This is a genomic window from Mucilaginibacter sp. P5_A4 (assembly GCF_056400605.1).
Window position 1 is genome coordinate 20,893 of the sequence record NZ_JBFUKX010000015.1, and the last position, 24,109, is coordinate 45,001.

28 protein-coding genes are annotated in these 24,109 nt (G+C 42.6%); 17 read left to right on the forward strand and 11 right to left on the reverse strand.

The genetic code is table 11. From position 1 onward, the window contains the following. Positions 1-41 precede the first annotated feature (41 nt). The 4 genes from AC1DQW_RS11380 (at position 42) to AC1DQW_RS11395 (ending at position 4,964) form a co-directional block, all read left to right on the forward strand. The gene (locus AC1DQW_RS11380; protein ID WP_477454191.1) at positions 42-1,046 is read left to right on the forward strand and encodes a beta-ketoacyl-ACP synthase III; all 1,005 of its coding nucleotides are present in this window, start codon (positions 42-44) and stop codon (positions 1,044-1,046) included. A 136-nt stretch (positions 1,047-1,182) separates the two neighbouring features. Further along, on the forward strand, positions 1,183-1,569 hold the full coding sequence (locus AC1DQW_RS11385) for an acyl-CoA thioesterase (RefSeq protein WP_477454192.1): 387 nt from the start codon (positions 1,183-1,185) through the stop codon (positions 1,567-1,569). A 96-nt stretch (positions 1,570-1,665) separates the two neighbouring features. Continuing rightward, positions 1,666-4,134, forward strand: coding sequence for a glycoside hydrolase family 95 protein (locus AC1DQW_RS11390; RefSeq protein ID WP_477454193.1), 2,469 nt, complete (start codon positions 1,666-1,668; stop codon positions 4,132-4,134). A 56-nt stretch (positions 4,135-4,190) separates the two neighbouring features. Continuing rightward, positions 4,191-4,964, forward strand: coding sequence for an SGNH/GDSL hydrolase family protein (locus AC1DQW_RS11395; RefSeq protein ID WP_477454194.1), 774 nt, complete (start codon positions 4,191-4,193; stop codon positions 4,962-4,964). Here AC1DQW_RS11395 and AC1DQW_RS11400 read toward each other — a convergent pair whose 3' ends face one another. Both AC1DQW_RS11400 and AC1DQW_RS11405 read right to left on the reverse strand, forming a co-directional pair. Continuing rightward, positions 4,965-5,393, reverse strand: coding sequence for a VOC family protein (locus AC1DQW_RS11400; RefSeq protein WP_477454195.1), 429 nt, complete (start codon positions 5,391-5,393; stop codon positions 4,965-4,967). An 11-nt stretch (positions 5,394-5,404) separates the two neighbouring features. Further along, entirely contained in the window at positions 5,405-6,256 is an 852-nt protein-coding gene (locus AC1DQW_RS11405; RefSeq protein WP_477400982.1) for a YitT family protein, read from the reverse strand. 125 nt (positions 6,257-6,381) lie between these two features. Here AC1DQW_RS11405 and AC1DQW_RS11410 point away from each other — a divergent pair, with 125 nt between their 5' ends. Both AC1DQW_RS11410 and aqpZ read left to right on the forward strand, forming a co-directional pair. Then, positions 6,382-6,855 carry a DUF4920 domain-containing protein gene (locus AC1DQW_RS11410; protein WP_477454196.1) on the forward strand — a complete coding sequence of 158 codons (474 nt, stop codon included), beginning with the start codon at positions 6,382-6,384 and terminating at the stop codon, positions 6,853-6,855. 383 nt (positions 6,856-7,238) lie between these two features. Continuing rightward, the gene (aqpZ, locus tag AC1DQW_RS11415; protein ID WP_477400985.1) at positions 7,239-7,958 is read left to right on the forward strand and encodes an aquaporin Z; all 720 of its coding nucleotides are present in this window, start codon (positions 7,239-7,241) and stop codon (positions 7,956-7,958) included. Positions 7,959-7,970: 12 nt separating this feature from the next. Here the strand turns inward: aqpZ and AC1DQW_RS11420 are convergent, their stop codons facing one another. From AC1DQW_RS11420 to AC1DQW_RS11440, 5 genes are all read right to left on the reverse strand, one after another. Further along, positions 7,971-8,096, reverse strand: a complete 126-nt coding sequence (locus AC1DQW_RS11420) for a hypothetical protein (RefSeq protein ID WP_477454197.1) — start codon at positions 8,094-8,096, stop codon at positions 7,971-7,973. Between the two features lie 21 nt (positions 8,097-8,117). Continuing rightward, positions 8,118-9,374: an aspartate kinase gene (locus AC1DQW_RS11425; protein ID WP_477454198.1), complete on the reverse strand. Its 1,257-nt coding sequence runs from the start codon at positions 9,372-9,374 to the stop codon at positions 8,118-8,120. Next, positions 9,375-10,181, reverse strand: coding sequence for a DUF3298 and DUF4163 domain-containing protein (locus tag AC1DQW_RS11430; RefSeq protein ID WP_477454199.1), 807 nt, complete (start codon positions 10,179-10,181; stop codon positions 9,375-9,377). Positions 10,182-10,447: 266 nt separating this feature from the next. Beyond that, positions 10,448-10,867 (reverse strand): N-acetyltransferase family protein, encoded by a 420-nt coding sequence (locus tag AC1DQW_RS11435; protein WP_477454276.1) that lies wholly within the window; start codon positions 10,865-10,867, stop codon positions 10,448-10,450. Between the two features lie 167 nt (positions 10,868-11,034). After that, positions 11,035-11,724, reverse strand: coding sequence for a YggS family pyridoxal phosphate-dependent enzyme (locus AC1DQW_RS11440; RefSeq protein WP_477454200.1), 690 nt, complete (start codon positions 11,722-11,724; stop codon positions 11,035-11,037). Positions 11,725-11,767: 43 nt separating this feature from the next. On the opposite strand from AC1DQW_RS11440, the gene AC1DQW_RS11445 reads away from it, so the two are divergent. From AC1DQW_RS11445 to AC1DQW_RS11460, 4 genes are all read left to right on the forward strand, one after another. Further along, positions 11,768-12,313, forward strand: coding sequence for a DUF4296 domain-containing protein (locus tag AC1DQW_RS11445; RefSeq protein WP_477454201.1), 546 nt, complete (start codon positions 11,768-11,770; stop codon positions 12,311-12,313). Then, positions 12,294-14,660, forward strand: a complete 2,367-nt coding sequence (locus AC1DQW_RS11450; RefSeq protein WP_477454202.1) for an endonuclease MutS2 — start codon at positions 12,294-12,296, stop codon at positions 14,658-14,660. Before AC1DQW_RS11445 ends, AC1DQW_RS11450 begins: the two co-directional genes overlap by 20 nt. 15 nt (positions 14,661-14,675) lie before the next feature. Next, positions 14,676-15,038, forward strand: coding sequence for a VOC family protein (locus tag AC1DQW_RS11455; RefSeq protein WP_477454203.1), 363 nt, complete (start codon positions 14,676-14,678; stop codon positions 15,036-15,038). A 202-nt stretch (positions 15,039-15,240) separates the two neighbouring features. After that, positions 15,241-16,326 (forward strand): SGNH/GDSL hydrolase family protein, encoded by a 1,086-nt coding sequence (locus AC1DQW_RS11460; protein WP_477454204.1) that lies wholly within the window; start codon positions 15,241-15,243, stop codon positions 16,324-16,326. A 58-nt stretch (positions 16,327-16,384) separates the two neighbouring features. On the opposite strand, the gene AC1DQW_RS11465 is transcribed toward AC1DQW_RS11460, so the two are convergent. Beyond that, a complete protein-coding gene (locus tag AC1DQW_RS11465) occupies positions 16,385-16,867 on the reverse strand; it encodes an RNA-binding protein (protein ID WP_477454205.1) in 483 nt (160 codons plus the stop codon). A gap of 186 nt (positions 16,868-17,053) precedes the next feature. On the opposite strand from AC1DQW_RS11465, the gene AC1DQW_RS11470 reads away from it, so the two are divergent. The 4 genes from AC1DQW_RS11470 to AC1DQW_RS11485 all read left to right on the forward strand — a co-directional run bounded on the left by AC1DQW_RS11470 (position 17,054) and on the right by AC1DQW_RS11485 (position 19,298). After that, complete coding sequence (locus AC1DQW_RS11470; protein ID WP_477454206.1) at positions 17,054-17,749, forward strand: CoA transferase subunit A; 696 nt, start codon at positions 17,054-17,056, stop codon at positions 17,747-17,749. Positions 17,750-17,806: 57 nt separating this feature from the next. Then, complete coding sequence (locus tag AC1DQW_RS11475; RefSeq protein WP_477454207.1) at positions 17,807-18,157, forward strand: four helix bundle protein; 351 nt, start codon at positions 17,807-17,809, stop codon at positions 18,155-18,157. A 54-nt stretch (positions 18,158-18,211) separates the two neighbouring features. Further along, the gene (locus AC1DQW_RS11480) at positions 18,212-18,868 is read left to right on the forward strand and encodes a 3-oxoacid CoA-transferase subunit B (protein WP_477416165.1); all 657 of its coding nucleotides are present in this window, start codon (positions 18,212-18,214) and stop codon (positions 18,866-18,868) included. 94 nt (positions 18,869-18,962) lie between these two features. Next, positions 18,963-19,298, forward strand: coding sequence for a superinfection immunity protein (locus tag AC1DQW_RS11485; protein ID WP_477401002.1), 336 nt, complete (start codon positions 18,963-18,965; stop codon positions 19,296-19,298). Between the two features lie 84 nt (positions 19,299-19,382). On the opposite strand, the gene AC1DQW_RS11490 is transcribed toward AC1DQW_RS11485, so the two are convergent. From AC1DQW_RS11490 to AC1DQW_RS11500, 3 genes are read right to left on the reverse strand one after another with little or no spacing between them, the layout of a single operon-like run. Next, positions 19,383-20,015 carry a uridine kinase family protein gene (locus AC1DQW_RS11490; RefSeq protein WP_477401004.1) on the reverse strand — a complete coding sequence of 211 codons (633 nt, stop codon included), beginning with the start codon at positions 20,013-20,015 and terminating at the stop codon, positions 19,383-19,385. After that, a complete protein-coding gene (locus AC1DQW_RS11495; RefSeq protein ID WP_477454208.1) occupies positions 20,008-21,072 on the reverse strand; it encodes a DPBB and LysM peptidoglycan-binding domain-containing protein in 1,065 nt (354 codons plus the stop codon). Before AC1DQW_RS11495 ends, AC1DQW_RS11490 begins: the two co-directional genes overlap by 8 nt. Positions 21,073-21,093: 21 nt before the next feature. Continuing rightward, complete coding sequence (locus AC1DQW_RS11500) at positions 21,094-21,858, reverse strand: DUF4905 domain-containing protein (protein WP_477454209.1); 765 nt, start codon at positions 21,856-21,858, stop codon at positions 21,094-21,096. Between the two features lie 95 nt (positions 21,859-21,953). On the opposite strand from AC1DQW_RS11500, the gene AC1DQW_RS11505 reads away from it, so the two are divergent. The 3 genes from AC1DQW_RS11505 (at position 21,954) to AC1DQW_RS11515 (ending at position 23,712) form a co-directional block, all read left to right on the forward strand. After that, positions 21,954-22,433: a Dps family protein gene (locus AC1DQW_RS11505; RefSeq protein ID WP_295713909.1), complete on the forward strand. Its 480-nt coding sequence runs from the start codon at positions 21,954-21,956 to the stop codon at positions 22,431-22,433. Between the two features lie 365 nt (positions 22,434-22,798). After that, positions 22,799-23,230: an SRPBCC family protein gene (locus AC1DQW_RS11510; protein ID WP_477454210.1), complete on the forward strand. Its 432-nt coding sequence runs from the start codon at positions 22,799-22,801 to the stop codon at positions 23,228-23,230. Beyond that, on the forward strand, positions 23,227-23,712 hold the full coding sequence (locus AC1DQW_RS11515; RefSeq protein WP_477454211.1) for a hypothetical protein: 486 nt from the start codon (positions 23,227-23,229) through the stop codon (positions 23,710-23,712). The genes AC1DQW_RS11510 and AC1DQW_RS11515 overlap by 4 nt, the downstream gene beginning before the upstream one ends. The last annotated feature ends 397 nt before the right edge of the window (positions 23,713-24,109 follow it).

The following is a 24,109-nucleotide window of genomic DNA, read 5'->3' on the forward strand; positions in this document are numbered from 1 at the left end:
ATTTGTGTATAATTGCCTGTTTTTTCAGATTTTTTGCATTTATGAGATTAAAAAGTAACGCGGTTATAACAGGTGTTGGTGGTTTTGTTCCTGATAATATATTGAGTAATAGTGATTTAGAAAATATGGTTGATACTAACAGTGAGTGGATAGTATCAAGAACAGGAATAAAGGAAAGGAGGATTTTAAACGATCCGTTACTTGCTACCTCAGATATGGCTACCTATGCCGTAAAAAACTTATTAGAAAATGCAGGTCTGGAACCAGGAGAAATTGACTGCTTAATAATTGCTACTTCAACCCCCGATCATATACTTTTATCAACTGCCAGCATTGTTTGCGATAAGCTGGGTTTAACCAATGCCTGGGCTACTGATGTTAACGCTGCCTGCAGCGGCTTTTTATATGCCTATACCCTGGGTGGCAGTTTGGTTGAAAGCAACCGGTACAAAAAAGTGATTGTGGTAGGCGCCGATCAAAACAGTGCTATCATCAACTATAAGGACCGCAATACCTGTATCCTTTTTGGTGATGGGGCCGGAGCCGTTTTGCTTGAACCAACTACCGAAGATGTTGGTTTGGTAGATAGTGTTTTTAAAACCGATGGACATGGAAGGGAATACCTGCTGGTTCCGGGTGGTGGCTCAAAGATCCCGGCTACAGCCGAGTCTGTTGCACAAAATCAGCATTTCATTCGCCAGGAGGGTAGGGTAGTGTTTAAAGCTGCTATAAAAGGAATGACAGAAACCTGTACCGAGGTATTAAAACGCAACGACATGACAATAAATGATGTTAACTGGCTGATACCGCACCAGGCCAACTACAGGATCATCCATGCTGTAGGCGAAAACCTGGGCTTACCAGAAGACCGCGTTAAAGTAAATATCGATAGATACGGAAATACTACCGCTGCCACCATACCGCTTTGCCTTTGGGATTTTAAAGACGACTTTAAATACAACGATAACATGATATTTACCGCCTTTGGGGCAGGCTTTTCATGGGGCGCTACCCTGCTAAAATGGGGTAAGTTAAGAACAGCGTAAGCAACCGGAAAATATTAAATTACCGTAATTGCGAGGTACGAAGCAATCCCCTGCTTACAGAGCGGCTTTGCCAATTTGGGATTGCTTCGTACCTCGCAATGACGGTTTTGTTAGCCTCAGCCTTCAACACCATCAAATGACCACAGAAGAAAGAATCAAAGCATCAGAAACGCGGATCTTTAAAACCGTATTCCCTAATAATACCAACCATTACGATACGCTTTTTGGCGGCTCGGCAATGGCTATGATGGATGAAGTGGCTTTTATAACCGCTACCCGTTTTTCCCGTAAAAAAATGGTAACCGTATCATCCGACAGGATAGATTTTAACAAACCCATCCCCTCAGGAACCATCATTGAACTGGTGGGCACTGTATCTCACATTGGTAATACCAGTATGAAAGTACTGGTAGAGATCTTTATTGAAGAGATGTACTCCTTTGTACGCGAAAAGGCCATTACCGGTACTTTTACCTTTGTGGCCATTGACGAGCATAAGCACCCGGTAAAAGTTGTGGATTAACAGGGTAAGCCTCTAGTTAATAACGCTTATAACATTGCATATTTAAAGCCAATTAAGTTTTATAATTTAGCTGCTATAAACCTATACATCGGCTTTATGGATAAAAAATTAGCAACCTTATTGATTGCGCTGGCACCGCTGACGGGCTTTTGCCAGCAAAACTTAAAACTTTGGTATAAACAACCCGCAAAAGTTTGGACAGAGGCCCTGCCATTAGGTAACGGACGACTAGGTGCTATGGTATTTGGCCGCGTAGGCCGCGAACTGATCCAACTAAACGAGGCCACCCTATGGACCGGCGGCCCCGTACGTACCAACGTAAACCCTAAAGCTTATGACAATTTGTTGCTGGCAAGGGAAGCACTGCTAAAAAACGAAGATTATGCCCAGGCCAATGAGTATGCGAAAAAAATGCAGGGCTATTTCTCAGAATCCTATCTGCCGCTGGCCAATCTTACTATTACCCAGCAGCTGAAAGATACTATCCCGACAACCTACTATCGCGATTTGGATATCAGGAACGCCATTGCCACAACCCGTTACACAATCGATGGCGTAGAATATACCAGGCAGATCATTAGCTCGGCACCCGACCAGGTAATCATTATCCGTTTTACAGCAAATAAAACAGGCCGGCTAAATTTCACCTTAGGTACCGGTAATGGGTTAAAATATCAGAACGTTGTTGTATCCAACAACCAAATTTTAATGAAAGGGCAAGCCCCATCACACCTGCAGCCCAGTTATGTCAACTTGAAAGATACGCTTGCCCTCAATGACAAACCCGGTTGCCGTGGAATGCGCTATGAATTACAGGTAAAAGCGGTTAATAAAGACGGAAAAGTAAGCGCCGATATTAACGGCATTACGGTGAAAAACGCTACTGATGTAACTATTTTTTTATCGGCCGCAACCAGCTTTAACGGCTTTGATAAATGCCCGGATAGCGAAGGTAAAGACGAGCACAAATTAGCAGCAGATTATTTAGATAAAGCCATAAAATATAACTGGCCGGAGTTATTGCAACATCATTATGCCGATTACCATAAATATTTTAACAGGGTATCATTTAACCTTGCGGCCCCTGCCGGTGACAAAAACGCATTAGTACCAACAGATGAGCGCCTGTTTAACTATTCGGAAGGGGCTAAAGACCCTTTATTTGAAACATTGTACTTTCAGTTCGGCAGGTATTTACTGATTTCATGCTCCCGCCCGGGCGGACCAGCGGCCAATTTGCAGGGCATCTGGAATAAGGAGATCCGACCGCCATGGAGCTCAAATTACACCACTAATATCAATGTGCAAATGAATTATTGGCCCGCCGGGGCGGCCAATCTGTCGGAAATGCAATTGCCTTTTATAAACTTTATTAAAAACGCCGCAGTTACGGGTCAGGTTACAGCCAAAGAATTTTACCATACCCGGGGCTGGGCGGTGCACCATAACAGCGATATCTGGGCCTTATCAAACCCGGTAGGCGATTTAGGGCACGGCGACCCGATGTGGGCCAACTGGACAATGGGATCGCCATGGCTATCGCAACATTTATGGTGGCATTACCAGTTTACAAATGATAAGGCCTATCTCAGGAATACTGCTTATCCGCTCATGAAAGGCGCCGCTCATTTTTGCATGGATTTTTTAGTTCCTTACAAAGGGTACCTGGTAACAGCTCCTTCGCTATCGCCAGAAAATAGTTTTATTGACGATAAAGGCAAACAAGGCACCGTATCTGTAGCCACTACCATGGATATAGCCATCATCTGGGATTTGTTTAACAACGTTATAGATGCCGCCGGTGAGTTAGGTACCGATAAGGCTTTTCGCGATTCGGTGATTGCCTATCGCCAGCAATTGTACCCCTTACACATTGGTAAAAAAGGAAACCTGCAGGAATGGTATAAGGATTGGGAAGACACAGATCCGCACCATAGGCACGTATCACATTTATTTACCGTATTTCCCGGCCACGAGATCTCTCCTATCGAGACCCCGGAACTGGCGGCAGCGGCAAAAAAAACTTTGGAGCTTAGGGGAGATGCCGGCACGGGGTGGAGCCTGGCCTGGAAAATTAACTTTTGGGCACGATTGCTGGACGGCAACCATGCCTATAAAATGATACATTACCTGTTAAAGCTCACCGGGTCGTCAAAAACCAATTATGCCAACGGCGGCGGTTCATACGCCAACCTTTTTGATGCCCATCCGCCGTTCCAGATAGATGGCAATTTTGGGGCATTATCCGGCATGTGCGAAATGCTGGTTCAAAGCCAATCGGGCGAGATTAGCCTGCTGCCCGCCATCCCCGATGCCTGGGCCGAAGGAAATATTTCGGGTTTAAAAGCACGTGGCAATTTCGAGATAGCCATGAACTGGAAAAACAAGCAGATAGTTACCGCGTCGGTTTTATCAGTAACCGGTGGCACATGTAAACTGCGCACGCACGTACCGGTAAAAATTATCGGGCTACAAGCCCGGTCGGTTAAAACAGTTAACGGTTATTTAACCAGTTTTAATACTAAAAAAGGGATGTTGTATAAAATAACAGGCTCAAAAATTTAATCAGCTTTATCGAAACCAGAAACGGCAACTTACTTACTACTGAAACATACTGCGGAATGACCCAAAATAAAACGAACCAACGACGCGACTTTATAAAAAAGGCTGCCTTAACCGCATTAAGCACCATTGCTGTACCTCATGTTTTTGCGGCGCCTTTATCAAACGTGTTTAAAGATGGCAGCAGTATCAAAACCATCCTTTTCCAGGGCGATTCGATAACCGATGGCGGGCGGTCATATGACAAGGATTGGAACCATATTATGGGCCAAAGTTTTCCATACCTCATATCAGCCAGGCTTTGGTTTGATCATCCCGATCAGCAAATGATGTTCTTAAATCGAGGCATCAGCGGCCATACGGTACGGGATTTGCAAGCCCGCTGGCAAAAAGACACGTTAGATTTAAAGCCTGACGTTCTGAGCATACTGATCGGTGTAAACGATGTGCACCACGTAATCCACAACAACAATGCAACTACCGTTGATCAGTTTAGGGACGACTACGATACCCTGCTTAATCAAACTAAAACCGCGCTACCCGATGTTAAACTTGTGATTTGCGAGCCGTTTATTTTGCCAGTTGGCCAGGTGAATAGCGATTTAAAACGTTGGCAGGATGAAATAACTCCGCGACAATTGGTGGCTAAACAACTGGCGCAAAAACACAATGCCATTTTTGTTCCTTTGCAGGCCATCTTTAATGCGGCGCTCAAAAAAGCACCCGCCGTGTTCTGGACCTGGGACGGCGTACATCCGATGCCTGCCGGGCACGAATTGATAGCCAGGGAATGGATTAAAGCTGTGAAAAAGAATTACGGCTTTCCCGGGTAATTAAACCGCGAACAACTGCCCCATATCTTTAAATGCCTTAAACTCCAGCGCGTTTCCCGAAGGATCAAGAAGGAACATGGTGGCTTGTTCGCCGGGCAGGCCTTTAAAGCGGATGTAGGGCTCAATTACAAATTTAACGTTATGCTTTTTTAGCCTGGTTTCCAGGTTGGTCCAGTCGTCCCATTCCAGTACAACGCCAAAGTGCGGCACAGGTACGTCATGCCCATCTACAGGGTTAAAATGGTGTTTTGCTGCTGTTGCCGGTTTAGGTTTCAGGTGGATCACAAACTGGTGGCCGTATAAGTTAAAGTCGGTCCAGTTGATATCGCTCCGTCCTTCGCTGCAGCCCAACACTTCACGATAGAATTTGCGTGCTTCTTCCAGGTCATAAACCGGTACTGCAACATGAAAAGGTGTTAGTTTGCTCATATGGATCAATATTAATGAAGCCCTTTGCGTTTTAATAATCCGCCGGTGGTATCTTCCACGCTCTGCTGAACAATAAATGCTTTAGGATCAATGCGCAGGATGGTTTGTTTTAATGAAGGGATCTCTAAACGGGTAGCCACGGTGAAAACAATATCGCGCGGATCATTCACATGGCCATCTTTACCGTAACCGCTTTTGCCCTGGTAAATAGTTACACCACGGCCAAGTGTAATAGTAATAGCCCGGCGGATAGCCTCGCTATGGGTAGATATAACCGTAATGCCCGAGTATTGCTCAATACCATTCAGTATAAAATCTATCATTTTGGCGGCAGCCATATAGGTTAATATGGAGTACATGGCACGTTCAACACCCAGGAAAGATGCCGCCAGGCCAAAAATTAATACATTGAGCAGCAAAATAAAATCACTCACCTTAAGTAACTGTGTTTTTTTACTCACCAGCACAGCCGCCACTTCAGTACCATCAAGTACGGCTCCGCCGCGTATGGCCAGGCCGCTGCCGGTGCCTATAAATACCCCGCCAAATATGGCGGTAAGTAACTTATCGTGCGTAACATCCGGAAATTTGATAACAGCCAGGCAAATGGCCAATAAGCCAATAGCCAATGTGCTTTTTAAGGCAAACGGAAACCCCAGTTTTTTATAACCAAGCCATAAAAAAGGGACGTTGATAACAAAAATAAGTGCCGAAATAGGGATGGGCGACAGATCGGCGATAAGCATAGATACACCTGTTACACCGCCATCAATAAAATGGCTGGATAATAAAAAGCCTTTGAGGCCAAACCCGGCCGATAAAATTCCTATCCCGATAGTTGTTGAGTCTTTGATGATCTTCATTGCCTTCATGCTCAAATATAATTTATCCCGGCTAAAAACGGGCATATAAATCCCGCCGGATGCAGGCAAAAGGCCGTTTTGTTTGTTAATTTTGTAACTATCACTTAATTTATTACATTAAAACCATGAAAGCACTCACCCTTTTAACAGCTGCATTATTCATCTCTGTTATAAGTTTTGCCCAAACAAAAATTACCCCGGCGGCAGCTGGCGTAACTTATGGCAAAGCCATTACTGCCGATAAAGCTATAGATGTTACATCCCTTAATGCTGCTTTAACTACTGATTCTGTTTATAATGGAAGGGTGATAGGCAAGGTGGTTGAGGTTTGTACCAAAAAAGGGTGCTTTATGAAAATTGCCCGCCAAACCGGCAACCCAATAATGGTACGGTTTACAGACTATGCCTACTTTATGCCGCAAAATATTGTTGGCAAAACGGTGGTTGTTGAAGGTAAGGCCAATGTGAATGAAACATCGGTAGCCAAACTGCAGCACTACGCTGCTGATGCAGGCAAAAGCAAAAACGAGATAGCAAAGATCACCCAGCCAAAAAAGGATATCGAAATTATGGCTGACGGGGTTTTGGTGGTGGATTGAGGATGCGATGTTTATTCAATTAACCCAACAACAGCCACAACTCCATTGAGTTGTAAAATCCGGAGATTCTGAAATAGAGAATGACCCTTTTTAAAGATTTGTCATCCTGAACGGAGTGAAGGATCTATTCGCAGGCTGTACAGGGCGACGAAGCATGGCGAATAATAGATGCTTCACTCCGTTCAGCATGACAAAAGGCTTTTTCTACAACTTGTTATCGGCAGCCTGCCGAAGCATAGCAGGAAGGCTATTACCATCCTTGTGGCATTGCTGCTAATCAATTTAATCCGCAAATAATTAATAGTCTAATTTTAAGGAAAATATCTTTATTTTTTTTATGCTTTATGAATATTTTAAGCCATTTTTATTAAAAATATCAAAACATGGAAAATAATAACTATCACAAATTCTTAGCAGAATTTATTGGAACAATGGTGCTTGTTTTAATGGGTTGCGGCAGCGCGGTAATAGCAGGAGCCAACGGAACAACCGGAGTTGGGCTTTTGGGTATTTCTTTTGCTTTCGGTTTATCGGTAGTGGCTATGGCCTATGCTATAGGTCACATTTCTGGCTGTCATATTAACCCGGCAATAACTATTGGTATGGTAGTGGCCGGAAGAATGAAAGCCAAAGAAAGCTTTGGTTACATTATTGCCCAGGTTTTAGGAGCCGTAGCAGGGGCCGGTATTTTATTCGTTATTGCAAGTGGTAAGCCGGGTTTTGATATTGCAAACGGGCTGGGCCAAAACGGCTATGATATGGCATCGCCCCAAAAGTACTCACTGCTATCGGGTTTTATTGCCGAAACGGTTTTTACAGCTATATTCCTGCTGGTGATTTTTGGCTCTACCTCAACAAAAAACATTCATGGTGGTTTTGCCGGTTTAGCTATAGGCTTAAGCCTGGTATTAATTCACATAGTTGGTATACCTGTAACAGGGGTTTCTGTTAATCCTGCCAGAAGTATAGGGCCGGCAATATTTGCAGGCGGAGTGGCAATTTCGCAATTATGGCTTTTTATAGCTGCCCCGATTTTAGGAAGCATAATAGCCGCAGTTGTTTGGCGGTATTTTGTCGAAAAAACAGATGATTTAAAAGCCTGATGAGCGTATAGTTTACACAGGGGGATTATCAGGACTAAACTTACGAAGCTTTAACTCGATGATATTGTTTTTGGCCTCGTTGAGGGCTTCGCCGTTTAAAGCTTCGTAAGTTTCTATGCCGTTAAATAGCCACGTCATTGCATCTACATTACATTATATTTACTTCACCACCAACTGGGCCGTATTCCTGCTTAGTTGCTCCAGTAACACCGTTTTATCGGCTATTAAATCTTTTAACGAATTTTGGTTATAATGCCTTATGGTGATTAATGTAAGGCCGCTGTTGTATTTTACTTTAAACTCTTGTTTAAGGGTGTTTATCAATTTCTCAAAACGCTCTGCATAAAAATCAAAACAAACCGTAAAACTAAGGGCCGAGGTTTGCATTACGTTTACCTTTACCTGGTTTTGGGCAAACAAGCCGAAGATTCCGCTCAAATGATCTTCGGATATAAAAGAATAATCAAGAGGCGAAATGGAAAGCAGCACCTGGTTTTGTTTCAGGATGATAACAGGCTTTTCGAACTTGTTGATGCCATCTTCTTTGATCACGGTGCCGGGAGCATCAGGATGGGTAAATGGTTTCACCAGCAAGGGTATTTTGGCGTTTTGTAAAGGTTTTATTGTTTTTGGGTGGATAACACTGGCGCCGTAATAGGTCATCTCGATGGCTTCGGTATAAGATAATTCATCAAATTTTACGGTATCCGCGAAAAACTTAGGGTCGGCATTCAGGATGCCGGGAACGTCTTTCCAGGTGGTTACCGATTCGGCGCCCAAACACGCCGCAAATATGGATGCGGTATAGTCAGATCCCTCCCTGCCTAAAGTGGTGGTGAAGTTTTCGGATGTGCCGCCTAAAAAGCCCTGTGTTACCACCACGCCTTTAGTCAGCATGGAAGGGATATCGGCGCTGATGCTTGCCCGGGTTTTATCCCATTGCACTATGCCTTCGCGGTAGGTATTATCCGTATGGATATAACTGCGCACATCAAGCCACTGGCTTTTTATACCGGCCTTATTTAAATACGCGGTAACGATGCGGGTAGATACCAACTCGCCTATGGATACAATCTGGTCGTAAATAAAGTCGTAGCTATCCTGCGGTTCGTCTTCAATGGCCCAATCAATTTCCACAAAAGTATTGGCGATATCATCAAATACCGGGTGACCGGCTTCAAACAAGCCGTGTAAAATATCAAAATGGTATTGTTTGATATCATCAAAAATTTCGTGCATATCATCAGCCCGATCGATATAGGCTTTGGTAAGCTTTTCGAGCGCGTTGGTGGTTTTGCCCATAGCCGATACCACGATGAGTAATTGCTCACCTGCATATTTTTTAACAACACTGGCCAAATTAATGATACCATCGGCATCCTTAACCGATGCCCCTCCGAATTTAAATACAAGCATTTATTTAATATATTGACTAATTACGGTATTTGGCCGTAGTAAATGTTTAATGGATGAATAGGGGATAAACAGGCCGGTAATGCCGGCAGCATAAGGTTTAATCTCGTACTGGTTGTATACGAACCTGATACCTATAGGTGTAACCGAAAAATTATTATTGAGCGCGAATTTGCCATCTTTAAAAAAATAATCGCGGGCCAGCGATGCTGTATCGCTCAGTTTTTCATTCTTCCTGAAGATATTTTCGGCAACAGCGTTAAGCTCATCATGATAACCGGCAGCAAAAATATCATCAAGCTTAAGGTTCTTTTTGGCGTCAATATCCCAGTTTACAAAGGTGGTTAACGAGCTGCCGTGTGCGCCGCCCTGGAAAATATAGCCACCAATTTCAAGCGTTGTAAGGCCCGAATCCTGGTAAATTACTTTTGCATAACTATCCAGCCTGTAAAACATGGCCGATTTTGGGTCGCTGTTCCTGAAGTCAGTATGTGACCGCAGGAAGTTTTTGGTCATTTGCTCAACGGTGCTGTCGGCCTTCTTATCTGCAGGAAATAAGTTGGCAAGGTTGCTGGTAATTAAATTATTTAATGTTTTGGCACTATCAAAAAACGGGTAACTAATTTTTACTACGGTACAACCATTATCCGGCTTGCTGCCGCAATCTGCCGCACGCTCATGAATGGTTTTGTAAGTGTAGGTAAGCGTATCCTTTACCGTTTCATCCATTTTTTTTGGCGGAACACCCCACTGGCACGATGCAAATGCAAAAGCAACAAAAATAAAACAGTGCCTAATGATATTTTTCATGTATAAGCTGTTTAAATTTTAACCGTTTATGAAACTTAAATGAAGCGCATCATAGCTTCCAGTCTATTCTATCCAGATATTGTAAAAAAACATTTTGTCATCCTGAACGGAGTGAAGGATCCACTCTCCACCATGCTTCTTCGCCTTGTACAGTCTGCGAATAGATCCTTCACTGCGTTCAGGATGACAAACCTTTTAGTAACGTCATTTCCCTCTTCAAGCGTGCCTCCGAATTTTAAAACGACAGCTCGTTTTATTTCAAACAACTAAAAGTTCTGAAGTTGCTCTTTTGATAACGATGCGTTAAGCCATCCGGATTCAATAGTAGCTCCGTATTTGTTGTAAAAGTTAATAGCCGGTTCGTTCCAGTCCAAAACCTGCCAAACCATGCCGCTAAAGCCCAGTTCTTTGGCTTCCCGGATCAAACGATCAAACAATAGCCTGCCGATTTTTTTGCCACGATATTCCTCGGTCACAACCAGGTCTTCCAGGTACATGCGATTACCTTTCCAGGTAGAGTAGCGGATATAATAAACCGCGAAGCCTACTATTACTCCATCAACCTCGGCCACAAAAGCCTTCCATACCGGGTTATCGCCAAAACCGGCATTTATAAATTCGTCTAAAGTAACGGTAACCTCCTCCGGCGCCTTTTCATACAGGGCCAGCTCATTTACCAGTTCCATCAGGCGTGGGCAATCTTCAATAGTGGCAACGCGAAGTTCGGCCCCCCCCGCCCCCTGAAGGGGGAGCTTTTGATTGGTTTGGTTTGCTATTTGATCGTTTTCCAATTCTGTAAATTTCTTAATTCTGTTAATCACTATTCACTATTCACCACTCATCACTCACCCACTTAGTTATTTTTCCAATGCTTTATCACCCGGGTACCAAAAATTGTGCTGCCCAGGCGCACCATATTGCTACCCTGTTCAATGGCAAGTTTATAGTCGGCCGACATGCCCATCGATAAAATGTTAAAACTATCATCTTTTCTGAAATAGCTCACCTTAATTCCGTCGAAAAAGGTCTTCAGTTCGTAATATTCGTCTTTTACCTGCTTTTCGTTATCGGTATTGGTGGCAATGCCCATTAAACCGCGGATGCGGATGTTTTTGAAGGTGGCAAATTCTTCTGATCTCAGCAGTTCGATGGCTTCATCAAAACCCAGCCCAAACTTGGTTTCTTCATCGGCAATGTAAATTTGCAACAGACAATCAATTACCCGGTTTGCCTTTAGGGCATGCTTGTTTATTTCCTGGAGCAGCTTAGTGCTATCAACAGACTGTATCATGCTCACAAATGGGGCAATGTATTTTACCTTGTTGCTTTGCAGGTGCCCTATCAGGTGCCATTCAATATCTTTAGGTAATTGCTCGTGTTTTTCAACCAGTTCCTGTACCTGGTTTTCGCCAAATAAACGCTGCCCGGCGTCGTAGGCTTGCTGCAGGTCGGCGGCCGGTTTTGTTTTTGATACAGCTAACAATATAACCTTGTTGGCCTCCGTTTCTTTTTTTAAGCTTTTGATGTTATCTGCAATGCTCATTTATCCGTAAATTTGCTTAATTAATCAGCCGCTAAATTACAGAATGCATAAATATTTAATCTTGTTTTTTTCAGTTACGCTTTTTTGGTGCGGTTGTAAAAGCGATAGTGTCCCCAATAAATATATTCAGCCCAATGTTATGGCTCGTTTGCTGGTGCAAATTCACGTGGTAGATGGCTCATTATACAATAATACACAAGTGCCCGATAGTTTGTATAAATATGGCATGGGCAAATACCTGGCTGTATTTAAAAAATTCGGTACCGATTCGGCACAGTTCAGGAAAAGTATGGATTATTACAGCGAAGAGCCTGATAAGTTAATGGCCATATATGATAAGGTTGATCTGCAGATTAAAGCCCTTAGCGATTCGGTAAACCGGATTCAAACCCAAAAGAACGCTGCCGTTCGCAGGGCCGATTCATTAAAGGCTGATTCTGCCAGGAAAGCGAATCTTAAACCAAAAACTGCTAATCAAAAGGCCGATTCAGTTAAAGACGCAAAAGCAAAACAGCGGATCCTATTAAAAATAGATTCTTTTAAAAAGTTAAAACATAGACCAAAACCTAATGCTGTACCCATTAAATAGTGTTGATAAGCTTGGGTTTACCGAAGTTAAGGAGTTAATAAAAGCACATTGCCTGAGTGATATGGGCCGGCAAATGGTCGATAAGATCCAGGTGATGAGCAATTTTGACCAGATAGCCAAATTTTTAAGCCAGGCAAACGAGTTTAAAAATATCCTGCTAAATGATGCCGCCCTGCCTATTCATCATTTTTTCGATATCAAGTCGCTCGCCAATAAAGCCCGTATTGAGGGTGTTTTTTTAAGCGAGGAGGAATTTTACCAGGTGCAGGCGTCGCTGCAAACGGTGTTTGCCGTTATTGCTTATTTTAGCGAACGCGAAGGATTGTACCCCAACCTAGAGGCGCTGTTTGAGCACCTGCCTATAGAAAAGGCTATTCTTAAGAAAATAGATTTAGTAATTGATGCCAAGGGAAAAATAAGACCCAATGCATCGCGCGATCTGTTGGAAATAACATCGGGCATTGCCAAAGCCGAGCAGGAAGCACGTAAAAAGATAGACCAGATCTTTAAAAATGCCTCATCGAGCGGGTGGACTGCTGATGGTTCATTAACCGTGCGCGATGGCAGGTTGTGTATCCCGTTACTGGCCGAAAACAAGCGCAAGCTCAAAGGCTTTATTCATGATGAATCCGCATCGGGCCAAACGGTTTACATGGAGCCCGAAGAGGTATTTACCCTCAACAATCGCGTGCGCGATCTTGAATTTGAACGCCGCCGCGAAATAGTAAAAATATTAACCGCCTTAACAGCCGAATTGCGGCCTTATGCGCCGTTATTGCTATCGTACCACAGTCTGCTAACCAAACTTGATTTTGTGCGCGCCAAGGCCTTGTTTGCCATTGATGTAGAGGGCGAAATGCCGCAAGTGGTGAACGAGCCCCGGCTTAAATTATTTAATGCCCGGCATCCGTTGCTGTTCCTCAACTTTAAAAAAGAGCAAAAAGTGGTTGTGCCGCTAAATGTGCAAATTGATGAGGGTACCCGTATTATTGTGGTATCGGGCCCCAACGCGGGTGGTAAATCTGTTTGTATGAAAACGGTAGGCTTGTTGCAAATGATGGTGCAGGCGGGCTTATTGATCCCCGCAGCCGAAGCCAGCGTGGTAGGTGTGTTTAAGCAGTTGTTTGTTGATATTGGCGATGACCAGTCGATTGAAAGTGACCTGAGTACTTACAGCGCCCATCTATCTAAAATGAAAAATTTTGTGGAGCAGGCTAATGGTAAAACCCTGGTGCTGATAGATGAGTTTGGTACCGGTACCGACCCGCAATTTGGCGGTCCGATTGCCGAAGCTGTGCTGGAATCGCTTAACCATAAAAAGGTAAAGGGTATGGTAACCACCCACTACTCCAACCTTAAAATATTTGCCAGCAATACCGAAGGGATTGAGAATGCATCGATGCTGTTTAACAATGTGGAGATGAAGCCGCTTTACCGGCTTGAAGTTGGTAAGCCTGGCAGCTCATACGCCTTTGAGATAGCCCAAAAGATTGGCTTGCCCGCGAATGTGCTTAACCTTGCCAAAAACAAAATAAGCGAGGGCCAGAAAAAGGTTGATACCCTGCTGGTTGACCTTGAACGCGAAAAACGCGAGATATTTGAGACCAAACAAAAGCTGGATAAACAGCAACGCCGCGTAAACGAGCTGCAGGCCGAGAATGAAAAACTGAAAAGCTATCTTGAAGAAAATAAAAAAGCGTTAATAAGGGATGCAAAAGACCAGGCTAAAAATATAATCCTGAATGCCAATAAGCTGGTTGAAAATACCATATCCGAAATAAAAAGCAGCAATGCCGATAAGGAAACCACCCGTACCCTGCGCGAGAACCTGAATATAGAACTTAAAAAGAATACCGTTAAAGTTGAACCTGCAAAACCAAACCCGGCAACTGTTGATGAGGAATTGAAGCCCGGCGATTGGGTGAAGCTAATTGATTCTGAAACTACAGGCCAGGTGATTGAACTGATAAAGGATAACGTGGTAATTGCCATTGGCGATTTGCGTACAGTGGCCAAAAAGAAGCGGGTAGAAAAAGTGAGCAAATCATCAGTGCCTAAAGAGGTGAGGCGGACCATGAATTCGCATACCAGCGACTTTGCTAATTTTAGCCCGGAGATTGATGTGCGCGGCCAGCGTACCGAAGATGCCCTGCACGCCATTGAAAAGCTGTTTGACCGCGCCCTGATGATGGGTTTTAATAACCTGAAGATAATTCATGGTAAGGGTGATGGGATTTTACGCAAAATGATAAGGCAATACCTTAAAAAGTACGATCAGGTTGACCGCATGGAAGATGAGCATGCCGATAGAGGCGGAGATGGAATAACTTATGTATATTTAAAATAAAAAAAATATTATCATATGGCTTTAAAGAGCATTACGCCAATGTTATATACCCGGCAGGTTAGGGAAAGTGTTGATTTTTATATTAACAGCTTTGGTTTTACCTGTGTAGGATATGATGATAACTGGAGCTGGGCAACCGTAAGCCGCGATGATGTGGAGCTTATGTTTGCTTTGCCAAATGAACATGAGCCATTTGGTATGCCAAAATTCACCGGGTCGTTGTACATCCGTACAGACAAGGTTGATGACATCTGGAAAGAATTAAAAGACCACGCCGTAGTTTGCTATCCTATTAAAACCTTTAATTATGGGATGCGCGAATTTGCTGTTTATGATTATAATGGTTACCTGCTCCAATTTGGTACACCGGTTGATTAGTCAGCAGTCATTGGTCAGTAGTCATTGGTCATTTCGCTGGACTGTCATTAGCTATTGGGTCAGTAAGGGTTGTTATAGGTGGTTTGGAGGGATATAATTGTTGGTCGGCAAGGAAGTTATTGGTCGATCGCGGGGATGTTATAGTTGATTTGTTTTGTGGTATTAAGTTTCATAAATTTAGAGGGATAAACCCGTTTTTAAAATGCATAAATTATACTTTATTGTTTTGTTCCTGCTTTCGGCAGGAACGTTTTCTACCTGTAACGCCCAAAGTTTAGTACTCAAAAGCAAGGATGCACACATCCGCTATACCGGCCGTATCAACATGACCGATGAGGCTGCCGAATTTTACTGGACGGGTTCGTCAGCCAAGATTAATTTTGATGGTACCGGGGCATCTGTTATTTTACAGGACGAACGTGGGGATAATTATTTTACCGTAGTATTGGATGGTAAAGTAAGCAGTACAATTCACCTTGAAAATGTAAAGAAAACCTATACGCTGGCTCAGGGATTACCTGCCGGTCCGCATAGCCTGGAGATATTTAAACGTACCGAATGGGAGATGGGTAAAACCACTTTTTACCAGTTTGCTTTAGATAAAGGTGCTTCTGTATTGGCTGCGCCGCCGGTTAAAAAACGTAAGATCGAATTTTTTGGTAACTCCATTACCTGCGGTTACGCTGTAGAGGATACCACCGGGYAGGATAGGGGGAGCGCACCTTATGAAAATGGTTATATAAGCTATGCAGCCATAACCGCGCGCCATTATGATGCCTCGTATGTTTGCACCGCTAAAAGTGGCATAGGCGTATTGGTAAGCTGGTTCCCGCTCATTATGCCCGAGATGTATAACCGATTGGACCCAACCGATCCGACGAGTTTATGGGATTTTACCAGGTATACGCCGGATGTCGTGGTTATCAACCTGTTCCAAAATGATTCGTGGATAGTGAAATTGCCCAATAACCCACAGTTTAAAGAACGTTTTGGCACCAAAAAGCCAGAGGAAGAGCAAATTGTGAAGGCCTATCGCGAAATGGTAAAAAATATCCGTAAAAAATATCCCAAAGCGCAGATTCTTTGTATCCTGGGGAGTATGGATGCCACCAAAGAAGGATCGCCCTGGCCGGGATATATTGAAAAGGCTGTCGMCGGCTTAAATGATAAAGCTATTTATACCCACATGATTCCCTACAAAAATACCGGTGGCCACCCAAGCGCTAAAGAGCAGCAGGTTATGGCCGATGATCTGATAGCTTTCATGGATAAAACGGTGAAGTGGTAACACGATTTAAAGATTAGGCATGATTTTATCTGCTTATCTTTTATCTGGCCCCCATTTTTCATCCATTATTATTGCCATCGTTATCGGCAGGGCCTTTTTTGTAAGGTTGCCGGCAGATGTTTGTAGTGCCATCGCTGCCTTCATCAGGTCGTCTGTTTGCTAACGCAATTGCAGCCGCATCATAGTTTGATTGATCCGGCTGGTCCGGATCTTTAAAATGGCTATTTTCCAGGTGCTCTTCAACCGGTTGGGTTTGTTTGAAATGAGCATTGATATACGCGACGTTTAGCAATGGATTTGCCTCATCATCGCCAGAAGGAGTGAGGCTGTTCTCTTCAAAGTTTTGCCCGCCCATGCCGCGGCTTTCCATACCGGGGGCATCCTGTTTTTTCATATCGTTTTTTGATGCAGGGAAGCCATGCTGCAGGTCGTCCTCTGTCAAATTATCATCGTCAACGCGGTAAGCATTGGGCTTGTTGTTTTCCTGTGGTTCCGAATGGTTTTTATCATCATCCAAAAACTCTTTGTCGTTTAGTACCATAGGTTTTTATAAGTTGATATATAATATAATGCCGTATTTTTCCAATTGTTTTAGATTGTTTAGTTTATTAAAGGATAAACCGAGCCCAACTGCATTAAAAAAGCCAATACTCAAATCGTCTTTTATCCTTTATCCTTCCAACTTTTATCTTTCTTATTAGTAGTTTTGAGTAACCAATTATTGAACATGAATAAAGTAGTTAGTGGTGCCGACGAGGCCATCCGCGATATTGAGGATGGCATGACCCTGATGCTGGGTGGCTTTGGTTTGTGCGGTTTGCCCGAGAATTGTATAGCAGCCCTTGTTAAAAAAGGGGTAAAGCAACTCACCTGCATATCCAACAATGCCGGGGTTGATGATTTTGGCATCGGCCTGATGCTGAAGCAAAGACAGGTAAAAAAAATGATCTCGTCCTACGTAGGCGAAAACGCCGAATTTGAACGCCAGTTGCTGAGCGGCGAGCTGGAGGTAGACCTGATACCGCAAGGTACCCTGGCTACCCGTTGTATGGCTGCCGGTTATGGTATGCCCGCTGTTTTTACACCGGCCGGAGTAGGTACCGAAGTGGCTATAGGTAAAGAAGTGCGTAATTTTAATGGCAAGGATTACCTGATGGAAATGGCCTTTGATGCCGATTTTGCTATTGTAAAGGCCTGGAAGGGAGATGCCATGGGTAATCTTGTTTACAAATCAACCGCCCGTAACTTTAACCCTGTAATGGCCATGGCCGGTAAAATAACCATAGCCGAGGTAGAGGAACTTGTTGAGCCGGGTGAGTTAGAGCCAGATCATATCCACACGCCCGGGATTTACGTACACAGGATTTTCCAGGGGAAAGATTATGAGAAGAGGATAGAGCACAGGACAGTGAGGTCGATTTGAAAATTTGTTAATTTGAAGATTTGAAAATAAATTATCAGAATTAATAAATTGACCTTAATGAGAGACGACAAGGAAAACCTGATTGTTAAACTAACATTTGAATTTGCGCTCGACATCATCGAATTTTCGGAAGAACTGGAGGCAAACAAAAAGTTCGCAATTGCGAGACAGATTATCAGGTCAGGCACCTCAATAGGAGCAAATGTACGTGAGGCTCAAAACGCAGAAAGTAAAAATGATTTTATACATAAGTTTAAGGTAGCCGCTAAAGAGGCAGATGAGACTGAGTACTTTTTATTGCTTTGTCAATTTTCTAAAAGCTATCCATTTAACGAAATGCTGATTGACAAATTAAAAGTGATCATTAAGATTTTATCTAAAATTATTGCAAGCGCGAAAAATGGTTAATTTGAAAAAAGACATTTTCAAATTTTCAAATCATCAAATTTTCAAATCAAGTAGATGTTAGACAAACAAGGAATAGCAAAACGGATTGCTAAAGAAATAAAAGACGGTTATTATGTTAACCTGGGGATAGGGATCCCTACACTGGTGGCTAATTATATACCCGAAACCATGGATGTGGTATTACAATCAGAAAATGGTTTACTGGGGATGGGGCCATTCCCTTTTGAAGGTGAGGAAGATGCGGATTTGATCAACGCGGGTAAGCAAACTATTACCATGCTGCCCGGGTCAGCCACTTTTGATTCGGCTATGAGTTTTGGGATGATCAGGGCCCGGAAGGTTAACCTCACCATCCTGGGCGCTATGGAGGTATCCGAAAATGGCGATATAGCCAACTGGAAAATTCCCGGTAAAATGGTAAAAGGTATGGGCGGCGCTATGGATCTGGTGGCATCGGCCGAAAACATTATTGTAGCTATGCAGCATGTAAACAAAGCAGGGGAGTCCAAACTACTGGCTCAATGTAGTTTGCCATTAACAGGTGTTCATTGCGTGAAAAAAATTGTGACTGAACTGGGCGTTTTTGATGTGTTGCCCGAAGGTGGCTTTAAACTATTGGAACGCGCCCCCGGCGTAACCGTAGAGGAAATAATAAAGGCAACATCCGGGAAGCTGATTGTGGAAGGAGAAATACCGGAGATTACGCTCTAATATCAAAAAAAATGAAAATTCTGATGTTTTTTTTATAATATATGCGTCATTTAATTGTTATATTGCGTATAAGTTCTTAGTTTAATTAAATTATATGATAGGTCTTCCCGAACTAATACTGCTTTTTATATTTTTAGTAATTGCAACACCCATATATTTTCTGCCGTCAATATTAGCTTGCGAAAAATGTAATTACAGGTCGGTATTGTTACTCAACATCTTTTTAGGATGGACCATCATCGGTTGGATAGTTTCGCTGGTATGGGGACTTAAAACGGTAAAAGACCCTTTGAAAAGTTACAGGTTAGGTACATCTGATTGCTGCCCTAAAGTAGAGGCCGAATTGCTCAAACTACAAAACCTGTTTAACGCCGGCGTAATTACCAAGGCCGACTACTATGATCAAACCCGGAAAATTATAGGTAATTAATTAATTTGAAAATTTGAATATGTGCCGATTTGAAAATTAAAGCAGAAAAGCATTTTCAAATCTTCAAATTACCAAATCTTCAAATCAAAATAGTTTGGTTCTCAATTTTGCAGATATCTCCTCTGTTACACTTATAATATCATCGGCAACATGATTGTTATTGGTGATTATCTGGTCACATTCATCCTTGTATGGCAATAAGTATTCTTTATATGCGGGTACTACATGGTTCAGCCATTTATACATCACATCGTCATGCGAATAACCCCTTTCTATCAGGTCGCGTTTAAGGCGGCGCTGCAGGGCTATATCTTCATCGGCATCAATAAATACCTTCATATCCAGCAGTTCGGAGATCTCCTTAAAATGCAGAATGAACAGGCCTTCTACTATTAAAATAGGTGCGGGTTTAATTTCAAGTACCCTGGGAATCGCGTCGGGGTTATTAAAAGTATATTCGTGCTTAAGAATGGCTTCCTTATTTAAAAGCTTACTGATATCCTCCTGGAAATGCTGATGATCAATAGTATCCGGCAAATCAAAGTTATACAGTTTGTTCTCCTCTTTGGTCATGTTATGGGCCACCGGGATATAATAATCATCCTGTGATACCAGGCAAACCTCATCGGGGGTAAAATGTTCCAGGAAACACTTCAAAAAAAAGGTTTTGCCAGAGCCACTTCCACCGGCAATTCCAATAATATAAGGTTTATTCATTAGGGCTGCCGTAGCTGATGTTCACATTTATACGTTTATCCAAAGCACCTAAAGCATCGGCAGTGTTCTTGGTCATTACAATAAGCACGTTTTTGGTGGCTTCGCTATCGGTAAACCTGCCAACTACTTTTGCATAGGTGGTATGGTTGTTCATGGGGTTAGTGATTTTAATAACGGTACCAATAGGAGCTGTACGGTGTAAAACCAATTCTTTTTTAGGGTCCAGACTGGTATCATCAACCCATGTGGCTACACCCTTTTCGTTTTTTTCATACAAACCAAAACGGTTGGCTTTAAATTTGGCATCAGCGCTATCAATAGCCATGGTTGATGAATCCGTTTTTAGCGCATCCTGCTTGGCTACTGTCCTGTCTTCGGGAGGCATGCCGCTGCGCACTTTAATGATCTGGTTGGGTTTAAGATCATCAGTGCTTAAGCTGTTAAGGTTCCTGATATCTTCAACCGAAGTACCAAAGCGCTTGGCTATTGAAAATAACGTTTCTCCGGCCGATACTTTGTACTGCTGAACATTATCCTGATTAACATCAGCAGTTTGCTGAGGAGCGGGTGTAGTTGGTTTTGGTGTACTTGTTACCGGTTGCTGTACCACAGGTGATGCCTGTTGGGTAACCGGTTGCTGTGTTACTGGCTGTTGTGATACCGGTTGTTGTGTTACGGGTTGTTGAACCTGTGGCTTGTTAGCTGGCGGTTGTACCTGTGGTTTTTGCTGTACAACAGGCGCTTGAACGGTCGGTTTGGTTTGTTGTACAGGTGCCGCTGTTTGCGCGGTTGTTTCGGCAAAGGGCTGCTCAGTGGGCACTTTAATAGTACTTCCAATTCTTAGCGTGGCATTGTTATTAAACTGTATAATGGCTTTGGGGCTCACATTATAGCGCCTGCCAATAGAGTAATAGTTGTCTTTTGGATCAAGTTTGTGAATAATAACTTTTTTGCCGTTCTGGTTTTCAACGCCGATAGAATCAACAGCGGTATTTGCAAAAAGCGATATAGAAAATGTGAGTAAGGGGGCGATCAATAAAAGGATCTTTAATTTCATAATAAGTTACAATACAGTGTTTTATAAATTTAAAACTATTAACGCTGACCTGTTTTTAAGGTAGATCAGTTTATTCTTATGTACTACAAACGCCTCGGGTTGCAATTTTTGTATATTGGTTTGCAACAAATCGTGGTAAACAACAGCGTTTTCATCATTAAAAATATAAAGATGCTGCTCCATTTGTTCGGCCAAAATTGTGTGCAAAGATACAATTCTATAGTTATTGTGCTCCATGTAATGTACCGTATTTCCGAAAGGATCTGCGGGCAAAACCACATGTTTTAAAAATTGGGCAGGGAGTATTTGCGCGCTTACAATATGGTTATCCAATTCTGTATCAATAACAGGCTGATAGGCCCTTAAAGCAGTCCCGGTTTTTATATCGGCCAGCAATAATTTCTTAGGCTGAATTTGTGCGTTGTAAACTACCGGTCCGTTTACCGTGAGGCGGTCAAAAGCCAGGGTATAATTGCTCCATCGTGTTTGCCCGTTAATACCATCAATGGCCACCAGGCCTTTATGCGCAGGCCCGGTTTCTGATTGATAATTGTGGATGAGCAGTACGCCATTAAAAGCGGCCTCGATGCCGGTGAGCCATCTTTCGGGTGTGCTGAGGTCAGTAAAGTTCACGGCTCCGCTTGTGAGGTCTATCGAGGTGAAGGTCACTTTTTTATCTTCGCTGCTGCGTACTTCCAGGAATATAATGTTGCTTATTTCATCAATTTCCATGCGCCATATGGCGTACTTGCATTGGTGTTGTATGAATGGTAGCAGCTTTGTCATAAAGTTTACAAATATGATTTATTATATCCAAACTGTTTAATTTTACCAAACAATGCTATCAATCCTGTGTTAAAAAAACTAAAATCACTATTCATATGAACGCCGAAGAAATAAGCTTAGAAGAAGTAAAAGTAAAACCTGTTGTTGACCATCTTAACGACCTGTTGGCCAACTACCATATTCATTATCAAAAACTGCGTGGCTGCCATTGGAATGTAAAGGGCCCAAGCTTTTTTACCCTGCACATTAAGTTTGAAGAGTTGTACACTGCCGCTTTACTTACTATTGATGAGCTGGCCGAGCGGATCCTGTCGTTAGGTAAGCCACCTTATAGCACTTTTAAAGATTATATAACAACATCGCAGATTAAAGAAATACAAACAATAGGTTTAAAAGATACCCTGATGGTTAAAGCCATTATTGAAGACCTGGCTGCTTTAATTGCTAAAGAAAGAGAAATACTGGACATTACCGCCGAAGCCGGCGACGATGGTACCAACGATATGGTAAACCGCTTTATGCAGTTTAACGAAAAAAATACCTGGATGCTGCGCTCGTTTGTAAACGAGGATTAAACAGTACCTGCTTATAAAATTAGGAAGCCGCTTGTTTTACAGGCGGCTTTTTTAGTAAAATATGTTCAATCTTGGAAGGCTGTTTAAAAGAAACTCTTTTGTCATGCTGAACGTAGTGAAGCATCTATATTCGCCATGCTTCTTCGCCCTGTACAGTCTGCGAATAGATCCTTCACTCCGTTCAGGATGACAAATCTTTTAAAACGTCATTCCTCTTCGGAGTTTCGAGAAATTTTACCACTTGCAATGACGTGTGGATATGTGTTTCTCCCATAGTAATTTATACTCCCAAAAATGTCGCATTTGCACTTTAATACTTTGAAAAATTGCCCTAATTTTATCAAAGGAAAATCAATCTTAATAAATTGAAAAATGGAAACGCTAAATCAGCCATCACAGTTGAGTGTACAGTAAACGCTCCTGTTGAAAAAGTTTGGGATTTTTGGGCAAAGCCAGAGCATATTACTAAGTGGTGCAATGCATCTGACGATTGGCACGCCCCTTATGCCGACAATGACCTGCGCAAGGATGGTAAGTTTAAAACCACCATGGCCGCAAAAGATGGTAGTTTCAGTTTTGATTTTGGAGGTGTTTATACCAACGTAAAGGAATACAGCCTGATTGCATACACGATGGATGATGGCCGGAAAGTAAAAGTTGATTTTATTAGCCAGGATGGTACAACCCGGCTGATAGAAACATTTGAGCCCGAAACTACTAACCCCATAGAAATGCAGCAGGGAGGATGGCAGGCAATTCTCGACAACTTTAAAAAGTATGCCGAAGCAAATAAATGATGAAAAATGAGCTTGTTTCGCAGTACAAAGCTGCTGTTAAAATGCTTCTGGATACTATTGAAAAATGCCCGGACGATTTATGGGAAAGTATAGAATTTGAAAACGCATTTTGGCGTATAGCCTATCACGCGCTTTTTTATACATCATTATATTTGTCAGAAAGTGCTGACAAATTTGTGCCCTGGGACAAGCATATGTCCAATTACAACTCGCTGGGCACGGTAACTCATGATCTGCAGCCAATAATTATTAATGCTGTTTATTCAAAAAATGACATCATTGATTATGCCGTACGCATATCGGATAGTCTTGAAAATATGGTTAGCGATAAAAATAACGATGAACAATGCGGTTTTTCCTGGATCCCGATGAACCGGCTGCAATTGCATTTATATAATATCCGCCATCTGCAGCATCACGTTGGGCAACTTACCGAACGGCTGCACCAGGCAGGCATAAAAGGCATAAAATGGGAAAGGTAGCAGAAACTATTTTTTGTTAAATAAGCTTTACGTGCTATATTTGCATTGTAACAGCATGCGAGGTGTTGTTATAATGTTTTTTCCTATGGTGTAATGGTAGCACTTCTGATTCTGGTTCAGACAATCGTGGTTCGAGTCCATGTAGGAAAACCCCAGGCGAACAAAAGATGAATTTTAGTCTTTTTGTTCGCTTTTTTTGTTTCTAATCTATTGAGAATTTGGTACATAAAATGAGCAGCAGGGTTGATGCGAATGGTTCAGCCTTTTAAATTTTCAAACTTGAATTTTTCGGGATGGATCGAACCAATTAGCGCCCTATTGATCTTCATATTATCGTAATCCGTTATGCCAGAATGCTGACGTAAAATAGTAATGAAGGTTGCCGGTGATGCCGGCT

Coding starts and splice junctions, on each gene's coding strand:
- AC1DQW_RS11435 (WP_477454276.1), bottom strand. CDS start 10,867: ATGGAACTGGTAAATGAGCTGGCCCTGTATGAAAAGGCGCCGGAGGAG.
- AC1DQW_RS11465 (WP_477454205.1), bottom strand. CDS start 16,867: ATGGTACTAAACGACAAAGAGTTTTTGGATGATGATAAAAACCATTCG.
- aqpZ (WP_477400985.1), top strand. CDS start 7,239: ATGGAAAATAATAACTATCACAAATTCTTAGCAGAATTTATTGGAACA.
- AC1DQW_RS11455 (WP_477454203.1), top strand. CDS start 14,676: ATGGCTTTAAAGAGCATTACGCCAATGTTATATACCCGGCAGGTTAGG.
- AC1DQW_RS11390 (WP_477454193.1), top strand. CDS start 1,666: ATGGATAAAAAATTAGCAACCTTATTGATTGCGCTGGCACCGCTGACG.
- AC1DQW_RS11385 (WP_477454192.1), top strand. CDS start 1,183: ATGACCACAGAAGAAAGAATCAAAGCATCAGAAACGCGGATCTTTAAA.
- AC1DQW_RS11440 (WP_477454200.1), bottom strand. CDS start 11,724: ATGAGCATTGCAGATAACATCAAAAGCTTAAAAAAAGAAACGGAGGCC.
- AC1DQW_RS11515 (WP_477454211.1), top strand. CDS start 23,227: ATGATGAAAAATGAGCTTGTTTCGCAGTACAAAGCTGCTGTTAAAATG.
- AC1DQW_RS11470 (WP_477454206.1), top strand. CDS start 17,054: ATGAATAAAGTAGTTAGTGGTGCCGACGAGGCCATCCGCGATATTGAG.
- AC1DQW_RS11505 (WP_295713909.1), top strand. CDS start 21,954: ATGAACGCCGAAGAAATAAGCTTAGAAGAAGTAAAAGTAAAACCTGTT.
- AC1DQW_RS11380 (WP_477454191.1), top strand. CDS start 42: ATGAGATTAAAAAGTAACGCGGTTATAACAGGTGTTGGTGGTTTTGTT.
- AC1DQW_RS11395 (WP_477454194.1), top strand. CDS start 4,191: ATGACCCAAAATAAAACGAACCAACGACGCGACTTTATAAAAAAGGCT.
- AC1DQW_RS11400 (WP_477454195.1), bottom strand. CDS start 5,393: ATGAGCAAACTAACACCTTTTCATGTTGCAGTACCGGTTTATGACCTG.
- AC1DQW_RS11480 (WP_477416165.1), top strand. CDS start 18,212: ATGTTAGACAAACAAGGAATAGCAAAACGGATTGCTAAAGAAATAAAA.
- AC1DQW_RS11445 (WP_477454201.1), top strand. CDS start 11,768: ATGCATAAATATTTAATCTTGTTTTTTTCAGTTACGCTTTTTTGGTGC.
- AC1DQW_RS11405 (WP_477400982.1), bottom strand. CDS start 6,256: ATGAAGATCATCAAAGACTCAACAACTATCGGGATAGGAATTTTATCG.
- AC1DQW_RS11410 (WP_477454196.1), top strand. CDS start 6,382: ATGAAAGCACTCACCCTTTTAACAGCTGCATTATTCATCTCTGTTATA.
- AC1DQW_RS11485 (WP_477401002.1), top strand. CDS start 18,963: ATGATAGGTCTTCCCGAACTAATACTGCTTTTTATATTTTTAGTAATT.
- AC1DQW_RS11430 (WP_477454199.1), bottom strand. CDS start 10,181: ATGAAAAATATCATTAGGCACTGTTTTATTTTTGTTGCTTTTGCATTT.
- AC1DQW_RS11500 (WP_477454209.1), bottom strand. CDS start 21,858: ATGACAAAGCTGCTACCATTCATACAACACCAATGCAAGTACGCCATA.
- AC1DQW_RS11420 (WP_477454197.1), bottom strand. CDS start 8,096: ATGACGTGGCTATTTAACGGCATAGAAACTTACGAAGCTTTAAACGGC.
- AC1DQW_RS11450 (WP_477454202.1), top strand. CDS start 12,294: ATGCTGTACCCATTAAATAGTGTTGATAAGCTTGGGTTTACCGAAGTT.
- AC1DQW_RS11475 (WP_477454207.1), top strand. CDS start 17,807: ATGAGAGACGACAAGGAAAACCTGATTGTTAAACTAACATTTGAATTT.
- AC1DQW_RS11490 (WP_477401004.1), bottom strand. CDS start 20,015: ATGAATAAACCTTATATTATTGGAATTGCCGGTGGAAGTGGCTCTGGC.
- AC1DQW_RS11495 (WP_477454208.1), bottom strand. CDS start 21,072: ATGAAATTAAAGATCCTTTTATTGATCGCCCCCTTACTCACATTTTCT.
- AC1DQW_RS11425 (WP_477454198.1), bottom strand. CDS start 9,374: ATGCTTGTATTTAAATTCGGAGGGGCATCGGTTAAGGATGCCGATGGT.